At 68.7% G+C, this 26,700-nt stretch carries 26 protein-coding genes and 1 tRNA gene; 14 read left to right on the top strand and 13 right to left on the bottom strand.

The annotated features are described in order from the left end of the window. Positions 1–259 precede the first annotated feature (259 nt). The 3 genes from AC1DXI_RS15210 (at position 260) to AC1DXI_RS15220 (ending at position 4,176) form a co-directional block, all read left to right on the top strand. Complete coding sequence (locus AC1DXI_RS15210) at positions 260–2,083, top strand: ABC transporter ATP-binding protein (RefSeq protein WP_476939318.1); 1,824 nt, start codon at positions 260–262, stop codon at positions 2,081–2,083. Continuing rightward, positions 2,080–3,984, top strand: coding sequence for an ABC transporter ATP-binding protein (locus AC1DXI_RS15215; RefSeq protein ID WP_476939319.1), 1,905 nt, complete (start codon positions 2,080–2,082; stop codon positions 3,982–3,984). The genes AC1DXI_RS15210 and AC1DXI_RS15215 overlap by 4 nt, the downstream gene beginning before the upstream one ends. Before the next feature lie 115 nt (positions 3,985–4,099). Next, a tRNA-Pro gene (locus tag AC1DXI_RS15220) sits at positions 4,100–4,176 on the top strand. Positions 4,177–4,417: 241 nt separating this feature from the next. Here the strand turns inward: AC1DXI_RS15220 and AC1DXI_RS15225 are convergent. Beyond that, positions 4,418–4,636, bottom strand: coding sequence for a hypothetical protein (locus AC1DXI_RS15225; RefSeq protein WP_018776166.1), 219 nt, complete (start codon positions 4,634–4,636; stop codon positions 4,418–4,420). 130 nt (positions 4,637–4,766) lie between these two features. On the opposite strand from AC1DXI_RS15225, the gene AC1DXI_RS15230 reads away from it, so the two are divergent. Further along, a complete protein-coding gene (locus AC1DXI_RS15230) occupies positions 4,767–6,032 on the top strand; it encodes a helix-turn-helix domain-containing protein (protein WP_018776167.1) in 1,266 nt (421 codons plus the stop codon). Positions 6,033–6,063: 31 nt separating this feature from the next. Here AC1DXI_RS15230 and AC1DXI_RS15235 read toward each other — a convergent pair whose 3' ends face one another. Both AC1DXI_RS15235 and purD read right to left on the bottom strand, forming a co-directional pair. Beyond that, positions 6,064–7,065 (bottom strand): phosphoribosylaminoimidazolesuccinocarboxamide synthase, encoded by a 1,002-nt coding sequence (locus AC1DXI_RS15235; RefSeq protein ID WP_476939320.1) that lies wholly within the window; start codon positions 7,063–7,065, stop codon positions 6,064–6,066. Continuing rightward, a complete protein-coding gene (gene purD, locus AC1DXI_RS15240) occupies positions 7,062–8,372 on the bottom strand; it encodes a phosphoribosylamine--glycine ligase (protein ID WP_476939321.1) in 1,311 nt (436 codons plus the stop codon). The genes AC1DXI_RS15235 and purD overlap by 4 nt, the downstream gene beginning before the upstream one ends. A gap of 714 nt (positions 8,373–9,086) precedes the next feature. Between purD and AC1DXI_RS15245 the strand changes: the two genes are divergently transcribed. The 3 genes from AC1DXI_RS15245 to AC1DXI_RS15255 all read left to right on the top strand — a co-directional run bounded on the left by AC1DXI_RS15245 (position 9,087) and on the right by AC1DXI_RS15255 (position 12,286). Next, positions 9,087–10,676 carry a molybdopterin-dependent oxidoreductase gene (locus tag AC1DXI_RS15245; RefSeq protein ID WP_476939322.1) on the top strand — a complete coding sequence of 530 codons (1,590 nt, stop codon included), beginning with the start codon at positions 9,087–9,089 and terminating at the stop codon, positions 10,674–10,676. A 36-nt stretch (positions 10,677–10,712) separates the two neighbouring features. Then, entirely contained in the window at positions 10,713–11,729 is a 1,017-nt protein-coding gene (locus AC1DXI_RS15250; protein ID WP_018776171.1) for an asparaginase, read from the top strand. Between the two features lie 122 nt (positions 11,730–11,851). Continuing rightward, positions 11,852–12,286, top strand: coding sequence for a sterol carrier family protein (locus AC1DXI_RS15255; RefSeq protein ID WP_476939323.1), 435 nt, complete (start codon positions 11,852–11,854; stop codon positions 12,284–12,286). 69 nt (positions 12,287–12,355) lie between these two features. Here AC1DXI_RS15255 and AC1DXI_RS15260 read toward each other — a convergent pair whose 3' ends face one another. The 4 genes from AC1DXI_RS15260 to AC1DXI_RS15275 form a co-directional block, all read right to left on the bottom strand. After that, the gene (locus tag AC1DXI_RS15260; protein WP_476939324.1) at positions 12,356–13,117 is read right to left on the bottom strand and encodes an SDR family oxidoreductase; all 762 of its coding nucleotides are present in this window, start codon (positions 13,115–13,117) and stop codon (positions 12,356–12,358) included. Positions 13,118–13,282: 165 nt separating this feature from the next. Further along, complete coding sequence (locus tag AC1DXI_RS15265; RefSeq protein WP_476939325.1) at positions 13,283–13,600, bottom strand: hypothetical protein; 318 nt, start codon at positions 13,598–13,600, stop codon at positions 13,283–13,285. 59 nt (positions 13,601–13,659) lie between these two features. Further along, the gene (locus AC1DXI_RS15270) at positions 13,660–13,965 is read right to left on the bottom strand and encodes a DUF1508 domain-containing protein (RefSeq protein ID WP_476939326.1); all 306 of its coding nucleotides are present in this window, start codon (positions 13,963–13,965) and stop codon (positions 13,660–13,662) included. A gap of 128 nt (positions 13,966–14,093) precedes the next feature. Continuing rightward, positions 14,094–15,881, bottom strand: a complete 1,788-nt coding sequence (locus AC1DXI_RS15275) for a glycoside hydrolase family 15 protein (RefSeq protein WP_476939327.1) — start codon at positions 15,879–15,881, stop codon at positions 14,094–14,096. 146 nt (positions 15,882–16,027) lie between these two features. On the opposite strand from AC1DXI_RS15275, the gene AC1DXI_RS15280 reads away from it, so the two are divergent. Next, entirely contained in the window at positions 16,028–16,783 is a 756-nt protein-coding gene (locus tag AC1DXI_RS15280) for a DUF72 domain-containing protein (RefSeq protein ID WP_476939328.1), read from the top strand. Positions 16,784–16,857: 74 nt separating this feature from the next. Beyond that, positions 16,858–17,925: an App1 family protein gene (locus AC1DXI_RS15285; protein WP_476939329.1), complete on the top strand. Its 1,068-nt coding sequence runs from the start codon at positions 16,858–16,860 to the stop codon at positions 17,923–17,925. Between the two features lie 57 nt (positions 17,926–17,982). Here AC1DXI_RS15285 and AC1DXI_RS15290 read toward each other — a convergent pair whose 3' ends face one another. Next, entirely contained in the window at positions 17,983–19,488 is a 1,506-nt protein-coding gene (locus tag AC1DXI_RS15290) for a GH1 family beta-glucosidase (RefSeq protein WP_476939330.1), read from the bottom strand. A 123-nt stretch (positions 19,489–19,611) separates the two neighbouring features. On the opposite strand from AC1DXI_RS15290, the gene AC1DXI_RS15295 reads away from it, so the two are divergent. Then, entirely contained in the window at positions 19,612–20,160 is a 549-nt protein-coding gene (locus AC1DXI_RS15295) for a TspO/MBR family protein (RefSeq protein ID WP_476939331.1), read from the top strand. Between the two features lie 43 nt (positions 20,161–20,203). Here the strand turns inward: AC1DXI_RS15295 and AC1DXI_RS15300 are convergent, their stop codons facing one another. The 3 genes from AC1DXI_RS15300 to AC1DXI_RS15310 all read right to left on the bottom strand — a co-directional run bounded on the left by AC1DXI_RS15300 (position 20,204) and on the right by AC1DXI_RS15310 (position 21,518). Next, positions 20,204–20,593: a hypothetical protein gene (locus AC1DXI_RS15300; protein ID WP_018776181.1), complete on the bottom strand. Its 390-nt coding sequence runs from the start codon at positions 20,591–20,593 to the stop codon at positions 20,204–20,206. Between the two features lie 64 nt (positions 20,594–20,657). Continuing rightward, the gene (locus tag AC1DXI_RS15305) at positions 20,658–21,023 is read right to left on the bottom strand and encodes a DnaJ domain-containing protein (protein WP_476939332.1); all 366 of its coding nucleotides are present in this window, start codon (positions 21,021–21,023) and stop codon (positions 20,658–20,660) included. A gap of 66 nt (positions 21,024–21,089) precedes the next feature. Further along, complete coding sequence (locus AC1DXI_RS15310) at positions 21,090–21,518, bottom strand: Hsp20/alpha crystallin family protein (RefSeq protein WP_018776183.1); 429 nt, start codon at positions 21,516–21,518, stop codon at positions 21,090–21,092. 136 nt (positions 21,519–21,654) lie between these two features. On the opposite strand from AC1DXI_RS15310, the gene AC1DXI_RS15315 reads away from it, so the two are divergent. Next, a complete protein-coding gene (locus tag AC1DXI_RS15315) occupies positions 21,655–21,942 on the top strand; it encodes a MerR family transcriptional regulator (RefSeq protein WP_018776184.1) in 288 nt (95 codons plus the stop codon). A 6-nt stretch (positions 21,943–21,948) separates the two neighbouring features. Here AC1DXI_RS15315 and AC1DXI_RS15320 read toward each other — a convergent pair whose 3' ends face one another. Continuing rightward, a complete protein-coding gene (locus tag AC1DXI_RS15320; protein WP_476939333.1) occupies positions 21,949–22,731 on the bottom strand; it encodes a phosphatase PAP2 family protein in 783 nt (260 codons plus the stop codon). Between the two features lie 262 nt (positions 22,732–22,993). Between AC1DXI_RS15320 and AC1DXI_RS15325 the strand changes: the two genes are divergently transcribed. From AC1DXI_RS15325 to AC1DXI_RS15335, 3 genes are all read left to right on the top strand, one after another. Beyond that, the gene (locus tag AC1DXI_RS15325; RefSeq protein ID WP_476939334.1) at positions 22,994–24,643 is read left to right on the top strand and encodes a purine-cytosine permease family protein; all 1,650 of its coding nucleotides are present in this window, start codon (positions 22,994–22,996) and stop codon (positions 24,641–24,643) included. Further along, positions 24,640–25,821 (top strand): cyclase family protein, encoded by a 1,182-nt coding sequence (locus AC1DXI_RS15330; RefSeq protein ID WP_476939335.1) that lies wholly within the window; start codon positions 24,640–24,642, stop codon positions 25,819–25,821. Before AC1DXI_RS15325 ends, AC1DXI_RS15330 begins: the two co-directional genes overlap by 4 nt. Positions 25,822–26,023: 202 nt before the next feature. Continuing rightward, positions 26,024–26,233, top strand: coding sequence for a hypothetical protein (locus tag AC1DXI_RS15335; protein WP_476939336.1), 210 nt, complete (start codon positions 26,024–26,026; stop codon positions 26,231–26,233). 176 nt (positions 26,234–26,409) lie between these two features. Here the strand turns inward: AC1DXI_RS15335 and AC1DXI_RS15340 are convergent. Then, positions 26,410–26,700 (bottom strand): enolase C-terminal domain-like protein (locus tag AC1DXI_RS15340; protein ID WP_476939033.1); only part of this gene is annotated, 291 nt, incomplete at its 5' end.

The raw sequence follows: 26,700 nt of genomic DNA on the forward strand, positions 1-26,700 counted from the left end.
CCGCCGGGCTCGGCCCCACCACTGGACATGTCCCCCCGGACTCGCCGCCACCACCGGACATGCCCCCCGGACTCGGCCACCACTGGACATGTCCCGGGGTCCCCCGCCGCCCGTACCCCATTGCGGATCGTAATGACTGGGCGAGATGCTGGGAGCTCTGAACAACGTGTGAATCCGGTCACCCGATGGCCTAGGGTAGTTGCTACAGGAAACTACATTCAACGGTGCGATCTATGCACGGGCGTCTTAAGAAGCAGGCATGGCCAAGCAGACTTCATTCTTCACCTCCATCAGCCGTCTCTACCCGCACGTCAGGCCAATCCTGCCCCGGCTGGTCTTGGGCCTGCTCTGCGCACTGCTGGCCAGCGTCATGGCACTGGCCATCCCGCAGGTGCTGCGCGTGCTGGTCAACGAGTCCCTGACCCCCGGCGGCAGCGCGGAAGCCGTCTGGACCGCCTCGCTCATCATCCTGGTCCTGGGCATCGCCGAGGCGGGCCTCGTGGCCCTGCGCCGGCAGTTCGTCATCAATCCCGCCACCACCGTCGAGACCCGGATGCGGGTCTCGCTCTACGGGCACCTTCAGGACCTCACGGTCGCCTTCCACGACCGCTGGGGCTCCGGGCAGCTGCTGTCCCGGGCCATGACGGACCTGAACTTCCTGCGCCGCTGGATGGCTTTCGGCGCCATCATGCTGGTGGTCACCACGCTCACCGTGGTGATCGGCGTCGCGGTGATGTTTGCCATGAGCTGGCAGCTGGCCCTGATCTTCCTGGCCGCCGCCGTGCCGATCATGATCTACGGATTCCGCTTCCGCACCCGGTTCAGCAAGGTGGCCCGCCGCAGCCAGGACCAGGCCGGGGACCTCGCCACCACGGTCGAGGAATCCGTGCACGGCATCCGCGTCCTGAAGGCCTTCGGCCGCAGCCGCGAGGCGCTGGAGAACTTCAACGAACAGGCCGAGGAACTCCGGCAGACCGAGATCGCCAAGGCCAAGCACCTGGCCACCTTCAGCCTGGTGGTGACGCTCCTGCCCGAGCTCGCCCTCGGCGCCGGCCTCGTCGTCGGCATCCTGCTGGCATCCACAAACCAGCTCTCCATCGGCTCCCTGGTGGCCTTCTTCGCCACCGCCGCCGTGGTTGCCGCGCCGGTCGAGTTCTGCGGCATGCTGCTGGCGATGGCCCTCACCGCGAAGTCCGCGGTGGACCGGCACTTCGAGGTCATGGACGCGCAGAACACAATCACCAGCCCGGACCAGCCCCGCCGCCCGGCCGGCCTCAAGGGTGCCCTCAGCTTCCGCAATGCCTCGTTCGCGTTCGAGGACGCGCCGGACAAGCCGATCCTCAAGAACATCACCCTGGACATCCGCCCCGGCGAAACCATGGCCCTCGTGGGCATCACGGGCGGCGGCAAAAGCGCCCTGATCCAGCTGGTCCCCCGCCTCTATGACGTCACCGGCGGTGCCATCACCATCGACGGGGTGGACCTGCGCGAGTTCGCCGTGGAGGACCTGCGCACCGTGGTCGCGGTGGCGTTCGAGGACACCACGCTGTTCTCCAGCTCCGTCCGGGACAACGTCCTGCTCGGCGCGCCCGACGCCGGATCGGCGGAAGGCCGCGACGCGGCCCTGGAAGAAGCCCTCGACGTCGCCCAGGCCCACTTCGCCTACTCCCTGCCGGACGGGGTGGATACGCTGATCGGCGAGGAGGGCCTCAGCCTCTCCGGCGGCCAGCGCCAGCGCATTGCCCTGGCCCGGGCCATCGCCGCGAAACCGGCCGTGCTGGTCCTGGACGATCCGCTCTCGGCGCTGGATGTGAACACCGAGGTGCTCGTCGAGGCGCGGCTGCGCAAGGTCCTCGCGGACACCACCACGCTGATCGTGGCGCACCGGCCCTCCACGGTGGCGCTGGCCGACCGGGTGGCCCTGCTCGAGGATGGCCGGATCGCCGCCGTCGGAACCCATGCGGAACTGCTCGCCACGAACAGCCATTACCGCTACGTGATCGCCAGCCTGGACCCGGAACCGCGGGACCTGGATTCAGAATTGTCCGCCCTCGAGGACCAGTCCGAGGAGATTTCCCGATGAGCAGCGCCACGTTCGGCACCGCCAATGAGGACAACGCGCACCTCACCAGGAACGAAAGCAAGGCCGTCCGGCGGCGTTCCCTGACCCTTCTGGGCTCCCTGATCCGCCCCGTCCGGGCCCGTTTCTGGCTGACGATCTGCGCCGTCGTGCTGTCCCAGGCCGCCCGCGTTGCCGGGCCGGCGCTGATCGCCTTCGGCATCGACCACGCCCTGCCCGCCGTGCGCGCCGGCAACAACCTTCCCCTGGTGCTCGCCGGCGTCGCCTACCTTGCCGCGGCCATCGTGGCGGCCGGCCTGACGGCCCTGTACGTGACCTCGACGGCGCGGCTCAGCCAGGCGATGCTGCTGGACCTCCGGGTCCGGGTCTTCCGCCACACGCAGCGGCTGAGCCTGGAATTCCACGAGAAATACACCTCGGGGCGCATCATCGCCCGGCAGACGTCGGACCTGGAGGCCCTGCGCGAACTCCTGGATTCCGGCGTGAGCTCGCTGGCCTCGGGAACACTGTTCATGGCCTTCACCGCCGTGACCGTGTTCGCCCTGGACTGGCGCAGCGGCGTGCTGGTGCTGGCCGCCGGCGTGCCGATGTATTTCCTGGCCCGCTGGTACCAGAAGCACTCCCAGATCGCCTTCCGCGAATCCCGGGTGGTCTCGGCCCGGCTGATCGTGCACTTCGTGGAGACCATGACCGGGATCCGCGCCGTGAAGGCCTTCCGGAAGGAACGCGAGAATGCCGGGCGCTACGCCGAACTGTCGGAGGACTACCGGCGCGCGACCGTCCGCTCCATCAACCTCAACGGCATCTTCCAGCCGGGGCTGGTGCTGATCGGGAACGTGTGCGTGGCCCTCGTGCTGCTCACCGGCGGTTTCCGGGTCCTCAGCGGCGACCTGGAGGTGGGCGTGCTCCTGGCCCTGATCCTGTCCGCCAAGCGCTTCTTCCAGCCGGTGGACCAGATGGCGATGTTCTACAACTCCTTCCAAAGCGCCCAGGCGGCCCTGGAAAAGGTCTCGGGCCTGCTCGAGGAGGTCCCCACGGTGCGGCCGCCGAAAACACCCGCGGCCCTGCCCCACGCGCGGGGCAGCATCGACTTCAACGGCGTCGAATTCCGCTACGGCGAGGGCCCGGTCGTCATCCCGCGCCTGGACCTGCACATCCCCGCCGGCCAGACGGTCGCGCTCGTCGGGCAGACCGGGGCCGGCAAATCCACCCTCGCGAAGCTGATTGCCCGCTTCTACGACGTCTCGGCCGGGTCCTTGACCCTCGACGGCGTGGACCTGCGCCAGCTCACCACCGAGGACCTGCGCCGGAATGTCGTGATGGTCACCCAGGAGGCCTTCCTGTTCAGCGGTTCAGTGGCGGACAACATCGCCCTGGGCCGGCCCGAAGCCTCGCGCGGGGAGATCGAGGACGCGGCCAGGGCGGTGGGGGCGCACGCCTTCATCATGGAACTTCCGGACGGCTACGACACCGACGTCAACAAGCGCGGCGGCCGCGTCTCCTCAGGGCAGCGCCAGCTGATCAGCTTCGCCCGCGCCTTCCTGGCCCGCCCGGCCGTCCTGATCTTGGACGAGGCCACGTCCTCGCTGGACATCCCGTCGGAGCGCATGGTCCAGCAGGGCCTCGCGGGGCTGCTGCAGGGCACCCGGGAGGCCGGCCAGCGGCCGTCCGGCGGACAGGCGACCGGCGGCCAGCGCGTCGCTGCCCCCGGCCCGGCCGCGGCCCCCGGCGCCGGGCGGACAGCGCTGATCATTGCCCACCGGCTCTCCACCGTGGAGACGGCGGACCGGGTCCTGGTGGTGCACGACGGACGCGTCGTCGAGGACGGCACCCCGGAGCAGCTGATCGGCGACGGCGGCGCCTTCGCCCGGCTCCACGGCGCCTGGAAAGACTCGCTGGTCTGAACAGCTCCTGCCGAGACCGGCCGGGACGACGGCGGGACGCGTCCGGCCGGCGCCCGATTTCACATCCGGGGCCATGATCGGATACTCTTGTGAAGTTGCTTTTGTAGCAGCGGATCGGGATGTGGCGCAGCTTGGTAGCGCGCGTCGTTCGGGACGACGAGGTCGCAGGTTCAAATCCTGTCATCCCGACCAAACACAAAGAGGGCCCTCCACGCGGAGGGTCCTCTTTTGTATGTCCGGCACGATTTCAGGGCGTCACCGGCGCGTCTCCCGGCGGCGATCCGGCGCGGGGCGCCCCGGAGACCACTCGGCCCCGGACACAACTCGGCGCCGGGCACAGCACAGCCCCGGGAGAAAATCTCCCGGGGCTGTGCCGACATTCGTTCCACAGGCAGCCGGCCGTTGCTGCGCCGGGCCCGCTAGACCGGGGCTGTTACATCGGGTCGGGCCAGTTGCCGACGTTCAGTGAGTGGGTCATGGGGTCGGGCCAGTTGCCCACCGCCTGGGCCGTGCGCATGGGGTCGGGCCAGTTGCCGACGGCGGCAACGTCTGAGACATCGGTCAGTGAAGCAGCGGACAGCACGGCCGGGGCCGCGGCGGAGAATGCCAGTGCGCCCGCCAAGACGGCGCCGGCTGCAATCTTCTTCAACATAGAGTTCCTCAATATGCGTTGGGGTCCTTAACCAAGTCAGTACTACCCTTGTTGACACACATTGTAAAATGGTTTCCACAGAGACTGTCAAGCATTTAGTACAAAGAATGTCCGGAATTAGGAGGTATCCGTGGGGAACGGATTTGGGGAGAAGCTCCGCGCGGAACGGCTCGAACGGGGCCTGACGCAAGCGGAGCTGGGCCGCGACCTGTACTCCCCCAGCTACATCTCTCTGCTGGAAACCGGGCGCCGCGAGCCGACGGCCGACGTCATCGAAGAGCTGGCCCACCGGCTTGAACTTGCCCCCAAGGCGCTCGAGGCCTGGAGCCAGCCGGTGTCCACCAGCGACGCCGAATACGTGCTCGCGGGGCTGTATGCCCGGCAGGCCTGGGACCTCCGGGACTACCCCGTGGCCGCCACCCACGCCGCCGCCGCCGCCAAGATCGCTCTGGAGGCCAGGAACACCAGCGCGTGGTGGAACATGACGTATATGCAGGCCGAGTGCCTGATCAAGCAGGGCCTCTGGCAGGAGTGCAAGGACGTAGTCCAGAATCTTCTGGAGCACCCGATGGCCGCGGAGTCGGCCGGGCTCGGCGTCCGGGCCCAGCAGATGCTCGCCGCAGCCTCGCAGGGGCAGGGCCAGCTGACCGCCGCCGTCGAGCATGCGCAGGAAGCGGTGCGGCTCTGCGCAGAGCTGCCCAAGGGCTCGACCATGATCATCGGCGCCCTCCGTGCCCTGATCGGCGCCCTGGCTGAGAGCGGCCGGCTCGATGAGGCCTGGGAGTACTGCCAGGCCATGAACGACCAGATGGACGACCACTCAATGTCCCAGCTCGCCGGCGAGGTGGCCTGGGTGATCGGCAACGTGGCCTTCATGCGCCACGACTACCCCGAGGGGATCAAGTACCACGAGCGGGCCGGCCGGCTGCTCTCCCCGGCCAACGACATCGACCTGTGGGCCCGGTTCAACAAGGCCTCGGCCGCCGTCCGCCTGTCCTCGGGAATCGTCGAGCCCGAGACGCTGTCATCGATCGAGCGCGCCGAACTGGCCCTCTCGATTGTCGGCGGCAACAAGACGGACCAGCTGGAGGTCGCCTTCATCCGGGCCCGCTGGCTCTACCTCACCGGCGACATCGTGGCCGCCGTCCAGAAGCTGCGCGAGATCCATGCCGAGCGGGAGGCACTGGCCCGGCACACCGCCGGCGAGGTCTCCCTGCTGCTGGGGAAGGCGCTCAAGGCTGCCGGGGAGTCCGCGGAGGCCCTGGTGTACCTTGAGGAAGCGCAGAAGGAGTTCAGCGCGGCGGGCGCCTCGGACCGGGTCCAGCAGGCCCTGGACGCCGTGCTCGAGATCAAGCTCGCCCAGCGCCGGGCCGAGGCCGCTTCCGCGGAAGCCTAGCCCCGCCCGGACCGGGCCGGGTGCGGCCGGGCTAGGCGAACGTCCGGCCGGTGAGCTTCTCGTAGGCCTCCACGTAGCGGCTGCGCGTGCGCGCCACGACGTCGGCCGGAAGGACAGGCGGGGGTGTGTCGGAGGCCTTGTCCCAGCCCGATGCCGGCGAGGTCAGCCAGTCGCGCACATACTGCTTGTCGTAGGACGGCTGCGCCTGCCCTGGCTGGTACGTGGCCGCGTCCCAGAACCGTGAGGAATCCGGGGTCAGCACCTCGTCGCCCAGGGTAATGACGCCGGTCGCCGCGTCCAGGCCGAACTCCACCTTGGTGTCGGCCAGGATGATGCCGCGGCCGCGCGCGATTTCCTCGGCCTTGGTGTAGATCTCCAGTGTCAGCCTGCTCAAATCCGCCGCGACGTCCGCACCGACGAGGCCCACGACGGCGTCGTAGGTGATGTTCTCGTCGTGCTCGCCCACCTCGGCTTTGGCCGACGGCGTGAAGATCGCCTCCTGCAGCCGCGACCCGTCAACCAGGCCGGCGGGCAGCGGGATGCTGCACACGGTGCCCGACTCGCGGTACTCCGCGAGCCCGGTGCCGGTGAGATAGCCGCGGGCGATGCATTCGACCGGGAACATGTCCAGCTTCTTGCAGATCATCGCCCGGCCCTCGACGGCGGCGGGAACACCGCCGTCGGCCGTGGAGGCGAGGACGTGGTGCGCAACGCCGAGCTGGTCGAACCACCACAGGCTCAGCTGGGTCAGGATGCGGCCCTTGTCCGGGATTTCGCTGGCCAGGACGTGGTCGAACGCGCTGATCCGGTCGCTGGCAACCACCAGGACACAGTCCTGGCCGAAGTGCTCCGTGACGGCCGGGTCCGCGGGGACGTAGAGGTCGCGGACCTTGCCGGAGTAGACGTGCCGCCAGCCCGGCAGGTCCTGCGTGGCGGTGTCGAGCCCGCCCTTGGGCCGGGTCTCAGGCGTGGTCACGGGCGTGGTGCTGGGCTGGGTGCCGGGCGTCGGCGCTGCGGGTTCGGTCACGTTCATGCCTTCGCTTTCGACGCGGCCGGGGTTCCCGGCGCGGCTACCCGGATCTGGCCGCGGGCGGCCTTGCCGCCGATGTCGGTGCGGAACTGGCTGCCGTCCAGCTGGACGAGCTCGACGCCGTCGTACGCCCGTTCCCGGGCCTCCACGAGGTCCGTACCCAGCGCCACAACGGCCAGGACGCGGCCGCCGGCAGAGACGACCTTGCCCTCGGCGTCGAGCTTGGTGCCGGCGTGGATCACGTGGACGCCGTCCAGGGCGTCGACTTTCTTCAGGCCCCGGATGCGGTCGCCGGTCCGCGGGGTGTCAGGGTAGTTTTCGGCGGCCACGACGACGGCGACGGCCGTGTCCTTGGACCAGCGCAGCGGCTGCACCTTATCCAGTTCGCCCTTGGCGGCAGCCATGAGCAGCCCGCCGAGGGGCGTCTTGAGCCGGGCGAGGACGGCCTGGGTTTCCGGATCGCCGAACCGGACGTTGAATTCGATGACCCTCGTCCCGCGCGAGGTCAGGGCGAGGCCGACGAAGAGGACGCCGACGAACGGGGTGCCGCGGTGCGCCATCTGGTTGACCGTGGGCTGGGCGATGCGGTCGATCACTTCCTGCACGAGGCCTTCGGGGGCCCACTCCAGGGGTGTGTAAGCGCCCATGCCGCCGGTGTTGGGGCCTTCGTCGTTGTCGAAGATGCGCTTGAAGTCCTGCGCCGGGGACAGGGCCACGGTGTTGGTGCCGTCGCAAAGGACGAACACGGAGACCTCGGGTCCGTCCAGGAACTCCTCGATCACCACGGTGCCGCCCGCGTCGAAGCAGGTCTGGGCGTGCGCCAGGGCCTCGTCGCGGTTGGAGGTGACCACGACGCCCTTGCCGGCGGCGAGCCCGTCGTCCTTGACGACGTAGGGGGCGCCGAAGGTATCGAGGGCGTCGGCGGCTTCCCCGGCGTTGGAGGCAACGCGGGCCATTGCGGTGGGCACGCCGGCCTCGGCCATGACTTCCTTGGCGAAGGCCTTGGACGCTTCCAGCTGGGCCGCGGCCTTGCTGGGGCCGAAGACCGGGATGCCGGCAGCGCGGACGGCGTCGGACACGCCCCCGGCGAGGGGCGCCTCCGGACCGACCACCACCAGGTCCACGGTGAGCTTGACGGCCAGCGCGGCGACGGCGTCGGGATCGTTCGCGTCGATCGCATATGTGGGGACCAGCGCGCTGATCCCGGCGTTGCCCGGGGCCGCGTGGACCTCGGAAACGTTGGGGTCTGCAAGCAAGGATCGGACAATGGCGTGTTCGCGGCCGCCGGGGCCGATGACAAGTACCTTCACAGTCTCCAAGGGTACGTGGTGCACCCCGCAGGCTCCTAAGCTGTGTCGGCCGCTGGACATGCTCAATTTTCGCGGCCGGCACTCGCGGGCGCAGGGCAATCCGCGGGACATGCCCAGTCCCGGCCTCGGCCATTGGGCACAATGCCACCATGCCCACGCCTGGGCGCCAGGGCTGGACATGTCCCGTGGTGCCGGCGAACATGCCCCTGCAGGAATGCCAAGGCTGGACATGTCCTCCTGGGCCCGGGGAGCATGTTGCACGCGCCAAGTTACGGCCGGACATGTCCCCCGACCGCATGGAACAGACCCAGGCACCAGCCCCGGGATGGGTCCGCAGCGCGGCACCCACGGGGGCCGGGCAATTCGCGGGACATGCCCAGTCCCGGCCTCGGCCATTGGGCACAATGCCACCATGCCCACGCCCGGGTTCCAAGACTGGACATGTCCCGTGGCCCTGGAGAACCTGCCCACGCCCGGGTTCCAAGACTGGACATGTCCCGTGGCSCTGGAGAACCTGCCCACGYCCGGGTTCCAAGACTGGACATGTCCCGTGGCGCTGGAGAACCTGCCCACGTCCGGGTTCCAAGACTGGACATGTCCCGTGGACCGCGGGGCATGTCCACTCCCGGGTGCGGCCGGAGGGCATGCCCACCGGCCGGAGGACCGGACCCGGCGCCGGACAATCCGCCGGGCCCACGGCTACGAATGGCCTGTATGAACAAGCCCAGCATGAAGCCCAGCAAGCGGTCCCGCGGCGCCACAGCCCTGGCCGCGGTGGCCGGAGTGGCTGCGGCCGCCGTCGTCCTGTCCGTCGCGGAACTGATCGGGGCGTTCTTCACCGCGCGGGCCACACCCGTCATTGCGCTGGGCTCCACGTTCATCGACTTCACGCCGCCGTGGATGAAGGATTTTGCGATTGCCACGTTCGGCACCAACGACAAGGCCGCGCTGTTCGCCGGCATGGCCGTCACGATCCTGCTCCTCGCGTGCGTGCTCGGCATCGTGGCGTACCGGAAGTGGGCCCTGGGTGTGGCCGGCGTGGTGCTGATGGGCGCCGTGATCGTCGGCAGCGTGGTGACGCGGGCCAGCGTCAAGCCGGTCGATGCCATTCCCTCCCTGATCGGCACCGTCGCCGGGCTGGTGGTGCTGCGGCTTCTGATCACCCGGCTGTGGCGGATGCAGGAATGGCCGGACCGGGCCGCGGACCTCGCCGCGAAGGAACCCGAGCGCCCGGCGACCACCCGGCGCGGGTTCTTCGCCGCCGCCGGCATCACCGCGGCCGCCTCGGCCGTGGCCGCCACCGGCGGACGGCTGCTGAGCGCGGCCCGCAGCAACGTGGCCGCGGCCCGCGAGTCGCTGCAGCTGCCCGCCCCCGCCAAGGCCGCCCCCGCGGTCCCGGCCGGAGTGCAGTCCAAGGCGCCCGGCGTCACGCCGTGGCTGACCCCGAACAAAGACTTCTACCGGATCGACACGGCCCTGAGTGTCCCGGAGATCAACGCCCAGGACTGGGAACTGCGCATCCACGGCCTCGTGGAACAGGAGGTCCGGCTCACCTTCCAGGACCTCCTCGACGCCCAGCTCATCGAATCCCATGTGTCCCTGACCTGCGTGTCCAACCCGGTCGGCGGCAACCTGGCCGGCAACGCCAAATGGCTGGGCATGCCCATCCGCGACGCCCTGAAGCTGGCCCGCCCCACGCAGGGCGCGGACATGGTGCTCTCCACCTCGATTGACGGCTTCAGCGCCTCCACGCCCCTGGAGGTCCTCCAGGACGACCGCGACGCGATGCTGGCAATCGGCATGAACGGCGAGGCGCTCCCGCTCGAACACGGCTACCCGGTGCGGATGGTGGTTCCCGGGCTGTACGGCTTCGTCTCCGCCACCAAGTGGGTGGTGGACCTGGAGGTGACCCGGTTCGCGGACAGCAAGGCGTACTGGACCCAGCGCGGCTGGTCTGAACGCGGCCCGATCAAGACCATGGCCCGGGTCGAGGTGCCCAAGTCCTTCGCCAAGGTCCCCGCCGGAAAGGTCGCAATCGGCGGCACCGCGTGGGCCCAGACCCGCGGGATCACCAAGGTCGAGGTGCAGATCGACAGCGGACCCTGGACCGAGGCAGTACTCTCCGAGGAGGCCTCCCTCATCACGTGGCGGCAGTGGTCCCTCGACTGGGAGGCCACGCCGGGCGCGCACTACATCAAGGTCCGTGCCACGGACGGCAGCGGCGAGGTCCAGACGGACAAGCGGGCGGATCCGGTCCCGGACGGCGCCTCCGGCTGGCAGTCGGTGATGGTGACCGTGGAATAACCGGGGTATCAGCACCGGGCACCATAGACTTGCAGCATGGCTTTGAACCCGCATGCAACTTTCACAGTCGACTCCGCCGTCGAACTGGCAGTCATCGAACGCAGCGGCTTCGTGGAGTCCCGCCACATCGGCTCGGCCGTGGTGTTGGCCGCGGACGGGACAGTAGTGGTCGAGCTCGGCGACGTGAACGCCCCGATCTTTGCCCGGTCCACGCTCAAACCGTTGCAGGCCCTGGCCTCGATGCAGTCCGGCGTACCCCTGCGGGGCGCCCAGGTGGCCATCGCGTGCGGCAGCCACGTCGGATCCCTGGACCACATGGACGTGGTCGAGGGCATGCTTAAGGCGGCCGGGGCCAAGGAAGACCAGCTGCAGTGCCCGGCCGACTGGCCCCAGGATGAGACTGCCCGGAACTGGCTCGTCCAGACCGAGCGCGGCAAGTCCCGGCTGGCCTTCAACTGTTCGGGCAAGCACGCCGCGTTCCTGTGGGCGTGCACGGAGAACGGCTGGGACAAGAACAGCTACCTCGAACCCAACCACCCGCTGCAGCAGCGCATCCGCTCCGTGATCGAGGAATACTGCGGCGAACGCATCACCCATCTGGGCATCGACGGCTGCGGTGCGCCCGTTGCCGCTGTCTCCCTGATCGGCCTCGCCCGGGCCTACTCGAAGCTGGCCAAGGCTCCGGGCGACAAGAACTCGAACGCGCGGGCCGCCACGATTGCCACATCCATGCTGGACTACCCGTGGGCCGTCCAGGGGCGCGGGCAGGCCAACACGATCGTCATGGACGAACTCGGCATCCTGGCCAAGATCGGCGCCGAGGGCGTGCTGGTCATGGCCACCCGCCAGGGCGTCTCGGTTGCCATCAAGATGCTCGACGGCAACATCCGGGCCACCACGCTGGTGGGGCTGACGCTCCTCGCAGCCTCCGGCGCCGTCGAAATCCCTGAAGTGTCCAGCGTCCTGGACAAGGTGGTGGACCCGGTACTGGGCGGGGGACGCCCGGTCGGCAAGATCCGGCTCGGGCGGGCCGTCGCGGCATTGCTGGACTAGGAGCCGCACCCCCGGCCGGAGGGCGGACGGCGCCGGCTTCGGGACCACCGCGGCCGGTGGCATAGGCTGGACTGAGGCCACCGAAACGGCGGCCGTGACATCGCCGGGCTGGAGGCAGGAAAGTGGCCGTATCGCGCCGTCGCATTGCCGTGGACGAGGGCCGCGCGGCACTCGCCGCATGGCAGGACGCCAGCTCGGCTATGCCGGGAGTCAAAGTGCCGGGAACCAACGTACCGGCCGCCTGGGTCCCCGGCCCTGCAGGACCCGGCGCCGTCCCGCGCACCACGATCGCGACGGCGGTGCGCTACTGCCTGGAGGAAGTCACCGCGCGGGCACCGGGCAACTCCGTGGAGGTGCGCGTCCCGCCGTTCGGCGTCACCCAGTGCGTGGAGGGCCCGCGGCACACGCGCGGCACCCCGCCAAACGTCATCGAGTGCGACGCCGACACCTGGCTGGCGATGGTCAGCGGACGGTTGAGCTGGGCCGACGCCGTCGCGGCCGGCCGTGTTGCCGCCTCGGGACTGCGCGCGGACCTGTCCGCTCTCCTGCCCCTCTAGCGGCCTCCTCGCGGCGTCCGGCAGGGCCCACCGGCCGGGCCCGCGCCCCAGCCGCGCCTCAGCCGCGCCTCAGCCGCGCCCGATGAACGGCATGCCCGCAGCTGTCACCACGAGGGATCCCACGTTGGCCGACGCCGGCATCCCGGCCATCAGCAGCACGGCCCGGGCGGCGTCCTGCACCGCAAATGTCGGCTCGGCCCGCAGGCTGCCGTCTGCCTGGGCTGCCCCGGAGCCGACGCCGATCTCCTCCATGAGATCCGTCGCCGCATTGCCGATGTCGATTTGTCCGCAGGTGATGCCGAACCCGCGCCCGTCCAGGTCAATGCTTTTGGTCAGTCCCGTGATCGCATGTTTGGTCACCGTGTACGCCACCGTCCGCGGCCTGGGCGAATGTGCCGCAATCGAACCGTTGTTGATGATCCGTCCGCCCTGGGGCGACTGGGCCTTCATGGCCCGGACGGCGGCCGCGGCGCAGAGGAGGGATCCTGTGAGGTTCACGGCGACGGTAGCGTCCCAGTCCTCCAGAGTGATCTCGTCCACCGAGGCGGCGGGGCCGAACACGCCGGCGTTGTTGAAGAGCACGTCCACCCGCTTCCACTGCCCCAGAGCCGCGGCGAAGAGCCGCTCGACGTCGGCGGGGACGGTGACATCGCAGGGGACCGCAAGGGCCTGGCGGTGGCCGGCCGCGGTCTCACGGAGCAGCTCTTCCCGCCGCCCCGCCAGGACCACCCGGTAGCCCTCGGCCAGCATGAGCCGGGCCACCGCACGGCCGATGCCGGAACCGGCTCCGGTGACGACGGCGACCCTTCCGGGGGTGTGGTGCTGGCTCATGAGGTCCTCCTCGACGGTTAGGCGCTGCCCGGCCAGCGTACCGCCGAGACGGCACATCGCGGCAGTGCTTCGCGCCCGGACCGCCGCGAACTGTCTCCTCGGGGCGGCGGCAGACCGCGCTGGCGGCTGCAGCCGGTGCGGTGCGGACGGCCAAGCGGCAGCCGCCTAGCGGGAGTCGTCGCCGCGGTCCCGGGCCTGCCGGCCGGTGCGGTAGCCGGACCAGAACGCCAGCAGGAGCAACCCGATACCGATCAGCGCGACCCCTGCCCAGGTCCACGGGCCCATGATCATGAGCCCCTGCAGCACGACGGGCCCCGTCGGTAGCGGAGCATAAGCGACCCAGCCAAAGTCCTCCTGCGGCACCGGCTGGGAGAGGAAAACCAGGCCGGCGACCAGCATGGCCGCGGCAGTGAGCGGCACCGCCGCACGGCCGAGCAGATTCTTCCGGGCACGGCCGGTGTTCCGATTCCCCCGCTGCTCCATGGCCATACTGTAACCGCTCGGCGCGGGGAACCCTGCAGGGGACACTGCCGTCCCGAAGATCAGGTACGGGCCTGCGCCCTCTTGCCCGCCAGCGAGCTGCCCAAGGTGGAGTTTGAGCGCCCGACGCCGCCGCGCCGCCCCCTGATCACCCGGGCGGACGAGCCTGGCACGGCGGCCCGTCCATCGGCGCTGCGGTCCCTGATCAGGCCGGTTCCGGCGATCTCCCTCGCCTGGGCCACGCCGGCCACGGCCGCTTTCTTAGTGGGAAACGTCACTGAAACCGCGATCAGCTGCCCGGCCCCGTCCATCATCCGAATGCGGTAGCCGCCGTCGGGCGCGTCCACGAGCTCAAAATACCCCGCCATTGCACACTCCTCATTCCCTCGTATCCCCCGCCGGGATATTAGTAAGTGTACTTATTTTACGGTGCGGGGAAAGTGCTGAAGGTCCCGCCGGCGGTCGCCGCGGCCGGGGGCGGGGCCGCGGGCGCGGGTCACGGAAGCGGCGTGTCGCTGCGGCGGACGCCATCTTCATGCAGTTCCAGCGCGCTCATCACGAGGGCGAAGTGGCTGAAGGCCTGCGGTGTGTTGCCCAGCTGCCGGCCGGTCTCCACGCCCCACTCCTCACTGAGGAGTCCGACGTCGTTGCGCAACGCCAGCAGGCGCTCAAACAGCTCCCGGGCCTCGTGGCGCCGGCCCGCCCCGATCAGGGCCTCAACGAGCCAGAAGGAGCATGCCAGGAACACCCCCTCCCCGCCGGGAAGCCCGTCGTCGCTCTGCGCCGGCAGGTAGCGGCGCAGGAAGCCGTCGTGCGTCAACTCGCGCTGGACCGCGTCGATGGTGCCGATGATGCGCGGATCATCCGGCGGGAGGAACCCCACCCGGGGCAGCAGCAGGAGGCTCGCGTCCAGCTCCGGCCGCCCATAGGACTGCACGAACGTGTTGCGGTCGGCGTCGAACCCGTTGGCCATGACCTCGGCGTGGATGGCGTCACGCAGCTCCTCCCAACGGTCCGCCGGGCCGATCAGGCCGAAGTCCCGGACGCCCTTGACCATGCGGTCCGCCGCCACCCATGCCATCACCTTGGAGTGCGTGAAATGGCGTTGCGGGCCGCGCATTTCCCACAGCCCGTTGTCCGGCTGGCGCCAGGCCGTCTCCAGATGTTCCATGAGGGCCACCTGGACGTCCCAGGCGTCGTCAGTGTTTTTGAGCAGGGAGTTCCGCGTCACGGACAGGCAATCGAGGACCTCGCCCCAGACGTCGAGCTGCAGCTGGCCGGCCGCACCGTTGCCGGTACGCACCGGCGCGGAGTTTTCGTAGCCCTTCAGCCACGGCAGTTCGAGCTCCGGCATCCGGCGTTCGCCGTGGAGCCCGTACATGATCTGCAGATCCGCCGGGTCCCCGGCGATGGCCCGGAGCAGCCAGTCGCGCCATGCGCCGGCTTCCTCCGTGTAGCCCGCGGCCAGCAGCGCCTGCAGCGTGAGCGTGGCGTCGCGCAGCCAGCAGAAGCGGTAGTCCCAGTTCCGGGTGCCGCCGATCTCCTCCGGCAGCGACGTCGTGACGGCGGCCACGATCCCGCCGGTGGGGGCAAAGGTCAGGGCCTTGAGCGTGATCAGCGAGCGCTGGACGGCGTCGCGGTACCGCCCGGTGACCGTGCACTTCGCCGACCAGCGAAGCCAGAACTCCTCGGTGGACGCCAGGACCGTTTCCGGGTTCACCGACCGCGGCCGGCGCAGGTGGCTGGGGCTCCACGTCAGCACGAAGGGCACACGCTCCCCGGCCTTGACCGTGAAGTCGCTGACGGTATGCATCCGCTCACCGCGCAGGGGCGCATCGGTCACCAGATAGGCGGCATCGGGCCCGGCGACGGCGTGGATCCCGCGCTCGTCGTGGCGGACCCACGGCACAACATGGCCGTAGTCGAACCGGAGCGCCAGTTCGCCGCGCATCCGCACCGTGCCGCGGACACCGACCACGATCCGCACGATATCCGCCACCTCGTCGCGGGGTGGCATGAAGTCAATGATCCTGACCTTGCCCTCAGGCAACTCCCACTCGGTTTCCAGGATCAGCGTGCCCTTGCGGTAGCGGCGGCGGGTGCATTCGCCGCCGCCTGCCGGCGCCAGGAGCCACCGGCCGGCCGCGGGCGAATCGAGGAGGGCGCTGAAACAGGCCGGTGAGTCGAAGCGCGGCAGGCACAGCCAGTCGATGGAACCTTCGGTGCTGATCAGGGCCGCGGTATGCAGATCCCCGACCATTGCGTAATCCTCGATGCGTACCATGACACTTACAGTGCCACACCGCCGTCCCCCCGGCACGGGCGGAGGGCCCACGGTGAACGCTGACGGTGAACGCTGACGGGCGGCGGCGCACGGGACCGCCGGAGGACGTGGATCCATCGCTGATGGGAAGGGGCAGGGGACGGGGCATGGCAGCGCACGAAGCCACTGTGCGGATCGGCACGTCCGGCTGGAGCTATGACCACTGGGACGGGGTCCTCTATCCGCCAGGCCTGGCGGCCCGGGACAGGCTGGCATACTACGCGGCACACTTCGACACCGTGGAATTGAATGCCAGCTTCTACCGCTGGCCGAAAGAGGACTCGTTCGCCAGCTGGCGCCGCCGCCTGCCCGACGGTTTTGCCCTGTCCGTCAAGGCGCCCCGTGGCCTGACGCACGCCAAGAAGCTATACGCCCCGGAGGTCTGGGCGGAGCGGATCACCCGGTGCTGGCACGAACTCGGCGACAAGCGGGCCGTGCTGCTCGTCCAACTGCCCCCGGGCTTAGCGCGCGATGACGCCCGGCTGGACTACTTCCTGGCGGCTCTGCCCGGGTGGATCCGCGTCTGCGTGGAGTTCCGCCACCAAAGCTGGGACGACGACGCCGTGTACGCCCTGCTGGAACGCCACGGCGCGGCCTACTGCATCATGAGCGGCGCCGGGCTCCCGTGCGTGCTGCGTGCCACCGCGCCGTTCGTCTATATCCGGCTGCACGGTCCGGACCACGACGTCCTGTACGGCGGATCCTATTCCGATGAGGACCTGCGCTGGTGGGCGGACCGGATCCGCGAGTGGCAGGCCGGCGGGAAAGACGTCTACGCGTACTTTAACAACGACGGCGGCGGCAACGCCGTCCGCAACGCCGCCACCCTGCGCGGGCTGCTGGGTCAGCCGCCGCGCTGGTGATCCGGCATGGCGGGGGCCGGGTCCCGGGGACCCGCCGGCACGGCCGGAGCCCGGCACTGTGGGAGAGTGGAGGCATGGAATTGGCGTCGCAACCAGCGCAGCAGCTGCCCGTGTCCGGCAACAGGGCCTTCCGGCTCGCCCACTGGGTGTCGGACACCGTCAACGGGGTCCGGCTCAAGACGGCCCGGCGCTGGAAGTTCAGCCCGCAGACCGTCGCCTATCAGGGCTACGGCTCGACAGAGTGGGTCAGGGTACTGGGCCGCGTGGTCCTCACCAGCCGGCCGGCGCCCGGCAGCAACGCGGAGCGGCTGGCCGTGAACGGCAACCAGAACTTCCGCGGCTGGCGGGCGTTCACGAGTGTCCCGGTCCAGTTCACCGAGGTGGAGATCCAGATCGGCGGCGTCACCACCCGCGTGCATGCCGACCGCGGCGGCCTGGTGGACACCCTGGTTCACGTGGCGTTGACCCCGGGCTGGCATACGGCCGTGCTGCGCGCCGAAGGAACGGAACCGGTCGAGGCCAGGATTTTCGTGATCTCCCCGGACACCAAGCTGGGCATTGTCTCGGACATTGACGACACCATCATGGTCACCGCCCTCCCCCGGCCCTTCCTGGCACTGTGGAACACCTTCGTCCTGAACGAACGAGCCCGGATGGCGACACCCGGCATGGCTGTCCTGCTGGATCGGCTCAAGGTGGAGCACCCGGAGGCGCCGGTGATCTACCTGTCCACCGGGCCGTGGAACGCAGCTCCCACCCTGGCCCGTTTCATCGCCCGGAACCTCTATCCCTCGGGCGCACTGCTGCTCACGGACTGGGGACTGACGCACGACCGCTGGTTCCGTAGCGGCCAGGAACACAAGCGGCGGAACCTTGAGCTGCTGGCCCAGGAGTTCCCGAACATGCGCTGGCTGCTGTTCGGCGACAACGGCCAGCACGATGAAGAGATTTACTCCGGCTTCGCGCAGAAGCACCCCGACCAGGTGGCCGCGATCGGCATCCGGCAACTCTCCTCCACCGAAGCAGTCTTCGCCGGCGGCCACTCCGACACCGGCGACCACTCGGAGTCCTCCGTCCCGTGGTTCTATTCGCCCGACGGGGCGGGACTCGCCAAGGGCCTGCAGGACCTGGATCTGCTCTAGGCCTACCCCGCTTTTGGGGCGTCAGCCTGCCGGATGCGGCTCGCCGACGTCGGCCGTCTAGTCCTGCCCGCCGGCGCCGCTGTCGGGCTGCGCGAGGCTTTCGGGCTCTCCGGCGGACGCCGCGCTTCGGGCCGCAATGACCTCCTGGAGCCAGTAGTAGGAGGCCTTCGGCGTGCGGACCTGGGTCTCGAAATCGACGTGCACCAGACCAAACGGCTGCTTGTAGCCGGCGGACCACTCGAAGTTGTCCATGAAGGACCACACATAGTAGCCGCGCAGGTCGATGGCCTCGGCGGCACCGCCGGGACGTGTCGCTTCCAGGGCCGTACCGATGTGGTCCGCGAGGTAACGCAGGCGCCGTTCGTCCGGGATCATCCGGCGGTCCGTCCCGACAGGGTGGACCACGACGTCCTCGAAACTCGCCCCGCCCTCGGTGATGTAGACCGGGGGCAGATCCGGGTAGCGGCCGGCCATCTCGGCCAGGGCGACGGACATGTATTCGGGCTTGACCGGCCAGCCGTAGGCCGTGGTCTCGGTGTCCGGGAACGGCGCGATGTGGAAGGGCGCACCGGGTGTCCCGCTGAGGTCGTCCCCCATGGCCTCGGCCATGCCGGGCGGCACGGCCCCCTCCCCCGGACCCGCCCCGACCAGGGTGGGCATGTAGTAGTTCAGGCCATAGAAATCCAGGGGCTGGGAGATCAGCTCCATGTCTTCGCTGGACGGGCTGAAAGACGACGAAAAGAACGTGGCGGCCCGGATGACATCCGGGTATTTGCCGAGCAGCACGGGATCGGCGTAGAGCCGGTTTTGCGCCACGTCCATGAGTCCGGCACTGACTTTGTCCAGCGGGTTCGCGGTGGCCGGGACCATCGGTGAGTAAACGTTGGTGATGCCGATGTCACCCGGTACCTTGGCGGCACGCAGCGCCCGGAGCGCCAGGCCGTGGCCCAGCAGTTGGTGGTGCACGCTGGGGAGGGCCTTGAGCATGAGGGCCTCGCCGGGCGCGTGCATGCCCAGGGCGTAGCCGTTAGTGGTGACTGTGGCGGGCTCGTTGACAGTCACCCAGCGCTTCACGCGGTCCCCGAAGGCAGCGGCGGCGATGGCGGCGAAGTCCCCCAGCCGGTAGGCCGTGTCTCGGTTCATCCAGCCGCCGGCCTCATCCAGGGGCAATGGGGTGTCCCAGTGGTAGAGCGTGGCCATGGGGGAAATGCCGTTGGCGAGCAACAGGTCGATCAGCCGGTCATAGAAGTCCAGCCCGGCGGGGTTCGCGGGCCCGCTCCCGCCGGGCTGGATCCTGGACCAGGACAGCGAAAACCGGTAAGAGTCGATCCCCAGGTCCTTCATCAGCGCCACGTCCTCGGGCATCCGGTGGTAGTGGTCGCAGGAAACGGCCGGGCTCTGGTCCTCCACGATCGAACCCGGCTGCGCGGCAAAGACGTCCCATCCGGAAGGGCCGCGGCCGTCTTCATCGAGTGCACCCTCGATCTGGAAGGCCGAGGTCGCCACGCCCAGGGTGAAGCCGGGCGGAAGAAGGGAAGCCAGATCGTTGGCGGAAGCGTTCATCGACGGGTACCTCTATGTAGTTTCGGTGGTTGGTTGACTGATCTTAGGCTCCCCCGGGGGTGAGCGCCACGACCCGGGCCGTTTGACGCGCGCGGTGCCAACGGCCACTGTTGATCGGTGCACGTGAAAATTGAACAAGGCGTCAACCGCCGGCCGCCGGCGGCGCCGCCCACCCCCGGCAGGCAGGCGGCGGCCCTCCTTTGCTTCCTGGCGGTCTCCCACGGGGTGTCCTTCGTGGCGTCGCTGGCCATCATTGGCAACGCCGACGGCTGGTACGCGGCGGCAGAGAAGGCTCCGTGGACTCCGCCGGGCTGGGCCTTCGGAGCGGTCTGGACCGTGCTTTATACGACCATGGCAGTGGCAGCGTGGCTGGTCTGGCGCCGGGGAACAGGACTTCGCTCCGGGCGCGGCCGCGGCGCCATGACCGTCTACGTCATCCTGCTGCTCGTGAACCTCGCCTGGGCGCCATTGTTCTTCGGCATGTACCCCATGGCCGGCGGGGCCGCCCTGTGGCTGGCCCTGCTGCTCATCGCCGTCCATGCGGTGGCCGCTGCCGTCACCGTGGTCCGGTTCGGCCTCATCAGCCGGGCGGCGGGCCTGCTCATGCTGCCATACGTCTCCTGGATCGTGTTCTCCCTGAGCCTGAACGCGTACGCCGCCGCCAGCAACTGATCCCTGGCATCAACCGGCCCCTGCCGTTCAGAACACCTGCCGTTCAGAACACCGAGGTCTCCGGCCCGAACAGGAAGACCTTGGCGTGCTCCACGGCCTTGCGGAAGGCATCATTCCGCAGCGTCAGGAGCTGCTCAGCCTCGTCCATCGAGGGTTCCAGATACTCCGTGAAGCCGGGCCTCAGCACCCAGATATCACCCGCGGGCGGCAGGTAGAACACGCCAAAGGATCGGTGCTGGCTGTCTTCATCTGTCCAGACCGGGACCACGGCCAGCGCCGCGCCCGTGTCGATGTTGATCCATTGCGCACGGGGCAACGGGGCCTCATGCGCCTCTGGGTCCAGGAACGGCGCCGTTCCCTCGCCCCAGCGCTCTTCGAAGCGCTCGTGGAATACCGGCATCAGGTGCGAATCGTAACGGCGCCACGTGCTCATGGCCGCTCTCCTCCTCAGTGGATGGGACTGTTGGATGGGACTGCTGGACGGGAGTCTTTCCCCGTCACGGCCCGGGTTCCCAGCGGACGGGGAGCACGCGCACAAGAGGATCCCGACGCCGGATGATGCGCACCGGGATGTCGCGGCCGCCTTGGCCGGCATGGTCGTTCCGGTGATGGAAGGTGTCGTCCTCGACGGCGGGCCGCCAGCCGCCGGCGTCGTACTCCGCCCGGCTCCTGGCGTCCCGCAGCACGGCGAAAGCGTGCAGAATGGCACCGACATCGGGAGGGTCGATGTCCAACTGGCCGATGTCGGGATGGTGCCGGCGGATCAGCGCCCGGAAGGCGCGGCCAATCTCCTGCCGGCCCGCCTCCGGCGAGACGTGCAAGAGCGCGTAGTAGCCGCGGGGATCAGGGTTCCTGCCGGACATGATCGGCCTCCGTTGCCTGCAGCCGGAGCCGGAGCAACGCTGCGGGCGCCGCGCCGGCTCCGGTGGCTACTTCCCGATCTCCTGCATCTTGTCCTGCGAACGGGTGACTTCAATCTTCCGCGGCTTGGCCGCCTCCGCCACCGGGATGCGGAGCGTCAGGACGCCGTCGGCGTAGTTCGCCTTGACGTTCTCCGTGTCCAGGGTGTCGCCGAGGATCAGCTGGCGGCTGAAGACGCCACGGGGGCGCTCCGAGACCGTCAGTTCCACATCGGGCTGCACCGGGTCCCGCCGTTCCGCCCGGACCGTCAGGACATTGCGCTCAATGTCGAGCCCGATCGAGTCGACATTGACCCCCGGAAGATCGAACACGACGACGAATACGCCCTCTTCCTGCCACGCGTCCATGGGCATGGGCGCCGGGCGCGCCACCGTCCCGAACACCTGCTGCGCGAGCCGGTCAAAGTCACGGAACGGGTCCGTCCGAATCAACATCATTTCCCACTCCTTCAGCGAGAGTTGATCTGCATTCCTTCCACAACCCACCACCATTTATCTGTGGTAGTGGGTATAGATTTTTTATAGCACCGGTGAAACACTGATGCAAGGGAATTGCCGGAACGGGAGGAATGCCATGGCGGACCGCGGCACGAATACAGGCCTGTACGCCATCTCGGTGGTGGCGCAGCTGGTGGGCACGGGGCAGCAGAATATCCGGCTCTACGAGCGCCGGGGGCTCCTCGCGCCGGACCGCACCGCGGGTGGCACCCGGCAGTACAGCGACGCAGACCTCGCAGTGCTGCGGCGGATCGGCCAACTCCTGGCGGAGGGGCTTAACCTGGCCGGCGTGGCCAAGGTGATGGAACTGGAGGCAGCCAACGCCCGGCTGCGGGCCGAACTTAAGCGGGCGCGCAGCCGCTGACGGCGCTTAGTCCTGGCCCGCGTCGGCGGTGGACAGCGTCCCGGTGATCTGTTCGCCCGGGATCCGTGCCGTTCGCCACGTGTCCAGCGCAATGACGCCGCCCAGGATCACGAGCGAGATCGAGAAGGCGCCCAGGGCATCGGTCATCCAGTGGTAGCCGAGGTAGAGGCGGCTGACGGCCGCGAAGAAGATGCCGATCCCCGCCACAATGAAGGCGATGACAGCGGACACGGGGTTCTTCCGGCGCGAAAAGACCAGGTACGTGGTGACCAGCAGGAAGTCGCACGCGCCCAGGACGTGCCCGGAAGGAAACGAGAACGTGGAGTCGGCGCCGAAAAGCATGAGGTCGATCGGAGGCCGGTGGCGTTCCACGATGCGGCCGATGACCTGCGCCAGGATGACGCCGGTCAGCATGGCCCCGGCCAGGAGCATCGGCCGCCAGGCGTGCTTGGCGAGCAGGCCCCAGGCCACCGTCACGATGAGGACGATGATTGGCAGGCCGATGGGGCCGAAGATGATCGCAAGGATGATCATGATGATGGTGGTGGGTTCCGCGCGCAGGGTCAGGAGCCAGGATCGCACGGGCTCGTCCGCCGCCGAGAGGCCGCCGTGCTGCAGGACTCCGGTGAGGACTACCGCGAACAGCACGGCGCCCGTGATCATCAGGACGACGGCAGTGCGGTAGAGATTCCGGCGCGCCGCCACACTCATGTAGCGCTCCTCCACGACGAATTTTTCGTGGAAGGTCCGCCACCGTCCCCGGGGTTTGCCTGTCTGAGCCTGTGCCATGTCGCCGTGCCGCCTTTGCGCCGTGTAGTGGATAGTCCCCGTTGAAGATTATCCCTGTTCTTCACCGGGCGGCAGGCACATGGGCGCCCGGCCCCCGCGGGAGTGGTCCGGTCCGGCGGCCGGTTGCGTAATCTGCCGGCCGGACGGACCGGTGCTTTGCTGTGAGCCGCTTCACAGTGTAGCCTCCAAACCAAGCAAGGTAGCCTCCAAAGCAACTTGTGATGCTTATGGAGCAACTCTTACGGAATCAATGATGAGCTGGATGGAGAACAACATGGTCGAGGAACAGCCTGCCGGCGCCCGCGCAGGGCGGAACCGCGGCAAGGTCACCGACGTGGAGACCTACGGCATTGAACGGATCCCCGAGAAGGACCGCAATGCCAGTGCCTTTGACTTGTTCAGGGTTTCGTTCGGCGGGGCCAACACCTTTGCCACGGCCTTCCTGGGCGCGTTTCCGATCCTCTTCGGCCTGTCATTCTGGCAGGGGCTCGCCGCGACGGTGACGGGCCTGGTTGTCGGCGCCCTCCTGCTGGCGCCCATGGCCGTCTTCGGCCCCACGAACGGGACCAACAACGCGGTGTCCTCCTCCGCCCACCTGGGCGTGCACGGCCGGGTGGTCGGATCATTCCTGTCGCTGCTGACCGCGCTGGCATTTTTCTCCATCTCGGTCTGGAGCTCCGGCGATGCCCTGGTCGGCGGGCTGAACCGGCTGGTGGGCCTGCCGCAGGACATGGGCTCGTTCGCCGTCGCCTACGGCCTCTTCGGTGGGCTCGTCCTGGTGGTCTGCGTCTACGGGTTCAAGTTCATGCTGCTCGTGAACAAGATCGCCGTCACCGCGGCCACCCTGCTGTTCGTTGTCGGCTTCATCGCCTTCGCGGGTGACCTGAACCTGAACTTCGAGGGTGCCTTCGGGACCGGATTCGACGGCGTCGGCGTCGCAGGGTTCATCCCGGCGTTCATCGGCGCGGCCCTGATCGTCATGTCCAACCCCATCTCTTTTGGCGCGTTCCTGGGTGACTGGGCGCGCTACATCCCCACCGCCACCCCGAAGCGCAAGGTCATGGGTGCGGCGCTGCTGGCCCAGCTGGCCACCCTTGTTCCGTTCGTCTTTGGCCTGGCCACGGCGTCCATCATCGCCACCAAAGCGCCGGAATTCATGGACCCGGCGGCGCCGAACTACGTCGGCGGCCTGTTGGCGATCTCCCCCGCCTGGTACTTCATCCCGCTCTGCGCCATCGCCCTGATCGGCGGCATGTCCACCGGGGCGTCATCGCTGTACGGGACCGGTCTTGACTTCAGCAGCGTCTTCCCGAGGTTCAACCGGGTCCAGGCCACCCTGTTCATCGGGATCCTGGCGATCGCCTTCATCTTCGCCGGCCGCTTTGCCTTCAACCTCGTCCAGAGCATTTCCACGTTCGCCACCCTGATCGTGACCTGCACCGCGCCGTGGATGGTGGTGATGATCCTCGGTTTCATCACCCGCCGCGGCTGGTACGACGCCGACGCCCTCCAGGTATTCAACCGGCGCCAGACCGGCGGACGGTACTGGTTCAACCACGGCTGGAACCTGCGCGGCATGACGGCCTGGCTGGTCAGCGCCGCGGCCGGGCTGAGTATGGTGAACATGCCCGGCCAGTTCCAGGGGCCCCTGGGCAACCTGGCGGGCGGCGTGGACATCAGCCTGCCGGCATCGCTGGCGCTTGCAGCCGTTCTCTACCTCGGGCTGCTGTGGATCTTCCCGGAGCCGCGTGGAGTGTTCCCGGCCGCCGGGCCGCGCTGGATCCCTTCGAAGGACACCCCGGTGCCGCCGGTCATCGATGCGGCCGGAAACACCGTCGCTGCCGGAACGCCGGAGGGGGCCGGGCCGGGCTTGCCCGGCGACCGGGACACGGAACTGGTGGGCCAGCGGTGACGTGGTTCGATCTCAGCGTTCCGCTGCGCACCGGAATGCCTGTCTACCCCGGCGACCCTGAGGTCCGGATTGCATCGGCACTGACCGTGGAGGCCGACGGCGCCAACGTGCTCTCGCTCGGACTGGGCTCCCATTCGGGCACCCACGCCGACGCACCCCTGCATGTGGGCGAGGGCTGGGCAGCTTTGGACGAACTGCCGCTGTCTCTCTTCGGCGGCGTCGCCGAAATCGTGGACGTCCGGGACGTGGCCCGCGGCGGCGCCATCACCGCCGCACAGCTGGCGGGGATCGCCCCGGCGGGCTCAGGTGGGGCTTCTGGGGATCCCGGGGATCAGGACAATCCAGCAAAAATCCTGCTGCTGCACACCGGCTCCGCCGCGGCGTGGGGAACGGAGGAGTACCTCAAGCATCCCTGGCTGGAGGCGGCGGCGGCGCAACTGATCGTGGACCGCGGTTACCGCGCCGTGGGCCTGGATGCCCTCAGCGTGGATCCCAGCTCCCCCGGCGCTTCGGACGGCGCCTCGGACGGCGCTTCCGACGGCAACCCGGCCGGCGGCGGCTTTCCCGCCCACGCCATCCTGGCCGGAAACGGCTGCATCATCGTGGAAAACCTCACCGGGCTGGAGCAGGTCCAGCGGGCCAGAGACGCCGGATCCGACGTCGAACTCTTCCTCTTTCCCCTCAATATCCCCGGGGCCGACGGTGCCCCGATCCGTGCCGTGGCCCGGCCGCTGCCGGCGGCGGAGCTGCGGCCGGCTGCGCTGCAGTCCACAATGCCCGGCCCCCTCAGCCGCGAGGAGGTGCAGGATGCGGCGGACCGCCTGGTCGCCGCCTTCGCCGCCACGGACACCGAGGCCTACTTTGCGGCCTTCAGCCCGCAGGCGACCTTTATCTTCCATCCGGAAGCCCAGCGCCTTGGTTCCCGCTCCGCCTACCGCACCCTTTGGGACAGCTGGCTCGCCGGAGGCTGGCGTGTGCTTGAATGCCGGAGCAGCGAGCAGGATATCCAGCTCCTCGGGGCTACCGCGGTCTTTTCGCACCGAGTCGCCACGACGGTCGAGATTGACCGGGACGGTGGCCGCGATACGAGCGATGAACGGGAGACCATCATCTTCTCCCGTGCCGCCGACGGCGGCATCGTTTGCGTCCACGAGCATCTTTCGGCCTGCCCGCAATGATGCCGGTGATCAGGCTCACTGGGACCACCCGTGCCTGGATGGATCTGCAGGTCAGCCGCCCGCGGCCGAATGTGCGGGCATTTGGCCCCCGCACGGCACCCCGCGCAGATGCGGCGTGGTGATTTGACGGGTCAATAAATATGACGTTACTGTTCCTGAATCCATTGGGGCCGACTAGAAGTACTCCAAGAAAGACAGAGCTATGACCACGATTACCGAGTCCATTGAGATCCAGGTCGACAACCGGCGCGTGCTCGATGACCGACTCAACGACGCCGTCCGCGGGCTGCAGCAGCTCGCCATGACCACGGGGACGCAGGGCATTTTGCTCACGCGGCACAAGCCGGGCCACTACACCGCGGCCCTCTCCGACCAGGTCCCCTTCGGCATGACCCGGGAACAGGTTCACTAAGCAACCAGCAAACCGGACGCTGAGAGACGGACTCAAAAGAGCCAGGTCCCGGGCGGCAGAGCATTGACTCGCCGCCCGGGACCTTTTTGGTGTGTCAGGGACGGCCACCGATCATGTTCAACTCACCGGTCGTGGCCGGGTTACCGGTCATGGCCGGATCACCAGTCATGGCCGGATCACCAGTCATGGACGGTGCCGTCGACGAGGCGGTTGTAGGGCAGGTAGGCCTGCTGGTAGGGGAACGCGGCGGCGGCTTCTTCGTTGAATTCGACGCCGATGCCGGGTTTGTCGCCCGGGTGCAGGTAGCCGTCCACGAAGGTCATGGATTGTTCGAAGACCTCGTTGGTCGCATCCGAGTGCTGCATGTATTCCTGGATGCCGTAGTTGTGGATCGCCAGGCCCACGTGCAGCTGCGCGGCGAACCCGACCGGGGAGATGTCGGTGGGGCCGTGGAAGCCGGACTTGAT

This window comes from Arthrobacter sp. P1_H7 (assembly GCF_056405215.1).

What these genes read in the sequence shown, in the direction of transcription:
- AC1DXI_RS15210 (WP_476939318.1), top strand. Translation starts at nt 260, where the DNA reads ATGGCCAAGCAGACTTCATTCTTCACCTCCATCAGCCGTCTCTACCCG.
- AC1DXI_RS15215 (WP_476939319.1), top strand. Translation starts at nt 2,080, where the DNA reads ATGAGCAGCGCCACGTTCGGCACCGCCAATGAGGACAACGCGCACCTC.
- AC1DXI_RS15225 (WP_018776166.1), bottom strand. Translation starts at nt 4,636, where the DNA reads ATGTTGAAGAAGATTGCAGCCGGCGCCGTCTTGGCGGGCGCACTGGCA.
- AC1DXI_RS15235 (WP_476939320.1), bottom strand. Translation starts at nt 7,065, where the DNA reads ATGAACGTGACCGAACCCGCAGCGCCGACGCCCGGCACCCAGCCCAGC.
- AC1DXI_RS15245 (WP_476939322.1), top strand. Translation starts at nt 9,087, where the DNA reads ATGAACAAGCCCAGCATGAAGCCCAGCAAGCGGTCCCGCGGCGCCACA.
- AC1DXI_RS15250 (WP_018776171.1), top strand. Translation starts at nt 10,713, where the DNA reads ATGGCTTTGAACCCGCATGCAACTTTCACAGTCGACTCCGCCGTCGAA.
- AC1DXI_RS15260 (WP_476939324.1), bottom strand. Translation starts at nt 13,117, where the DNA reads ATGAGCCAGCACCACACCCCCGGAAGGGTCGCCGTCGTCACCGGAGCC.
- AC1DXI_RS15265 (WP_476939325.1), bottom strand. Translation starts at nt 13,600, where the DNA reads ATGGAGCAGCGGGGGAATCGGAACACCGGCCGTGCCCGGAAGAATCTG.
- AC1DXI_RS15270 (WP_476939326.1), bottom strand. Translation starts at nt 13,965, where the DNA reads ATGGCGGGGTATTTTGAGCTCGTGGACGCGCCCGACGGCGGCTACCGC.
- AC1DXI_RS15275 (WP_476939327.1), bottom strand. Translation starts at nt 15,881, where the DNA reads ATGGTACGCATCGAGGATTACGCAATGGTCGGGGATCTGCATACCGCG.
- AC1DXI_RS15280 (WP_476939328.1), top strand. Translation starts at nt 16,028, where the DNA reads ATGGCAGCGCACGAAGCCACTGTGCGGATCGGCACGTCCGGCTGGAGC.
- AC1DXI_RS15285 (WP_476939329.1), top strand. Translation starts at nt 16,858, where the DNA reads ATGGAATTGGCGTCGCAACCAGCGCAGCAGCTGCCCGTGTCCGGCAAC.
- AC1DXI_RS15290 (WP_476939330.1), bottom strand. Translation starts at nt 19,488, where the DNA reads ATGAACGCTTCCGCCAACGATCTGGCTTCCCTTCTTCCGCCCGGCTTC.
- AC1DXI_RS15300 (WP_018776181.1), bottom strand. Translation starts at nt 20,593, where the DNA reads ATGAGCACGTGGCGCCGTTACGATTCGCACCTGATGCCGGTATTCCAC.
- AC1DXI_RS15305 (WP_476939332.1), bottom strand. Translation starts at nt 21,023, where the DNA reads ATGTCCGGCAGGAACCCTGATCCCCGCGGCTACTACGCGCTCTTGCAC.
- AC1DXI_RS15310 (WP_018776183.1), bottom strand. Translation starts at nt 21,518, where the DNA reads ATGATGTTGATTCGGACGGACCCGTTCCGTGACTTTGACCGGCTCGCG.
- AC1DXI_RS15315 (WP_018776184.1), top strand. Translation starts at nt 21,655, where the DNA reads ATGGCGGACCGCGGCACGAATACAGGCCTGTACGCCATCTCGGTGGTG.
- AC1DXI_RS15320 (WP_476939333.1), bottom strand. Translation starts at nt 22,731, where the DNA reads ATGGCACAGGCTCAGACAGGCAAACCCCGGGGACGGTGGCGGACCTTC.
- AC1DXI_RS15325 (WP_476939334.1), top strand. Translation starts at nt 22,994, where the DNA reads ATGGAGAACAACATGGTCGAGGAACAGCCTGCCGGCGCCCGCGCAGGG.
- AC1DXI_RS15335 (WP_476939336.1), top strand. Translation starts at nt 26,024, where the DNA reads ATGACCACGATTACCGAGTCCATTGAGATCCAGGTCGACAACCGGCGC.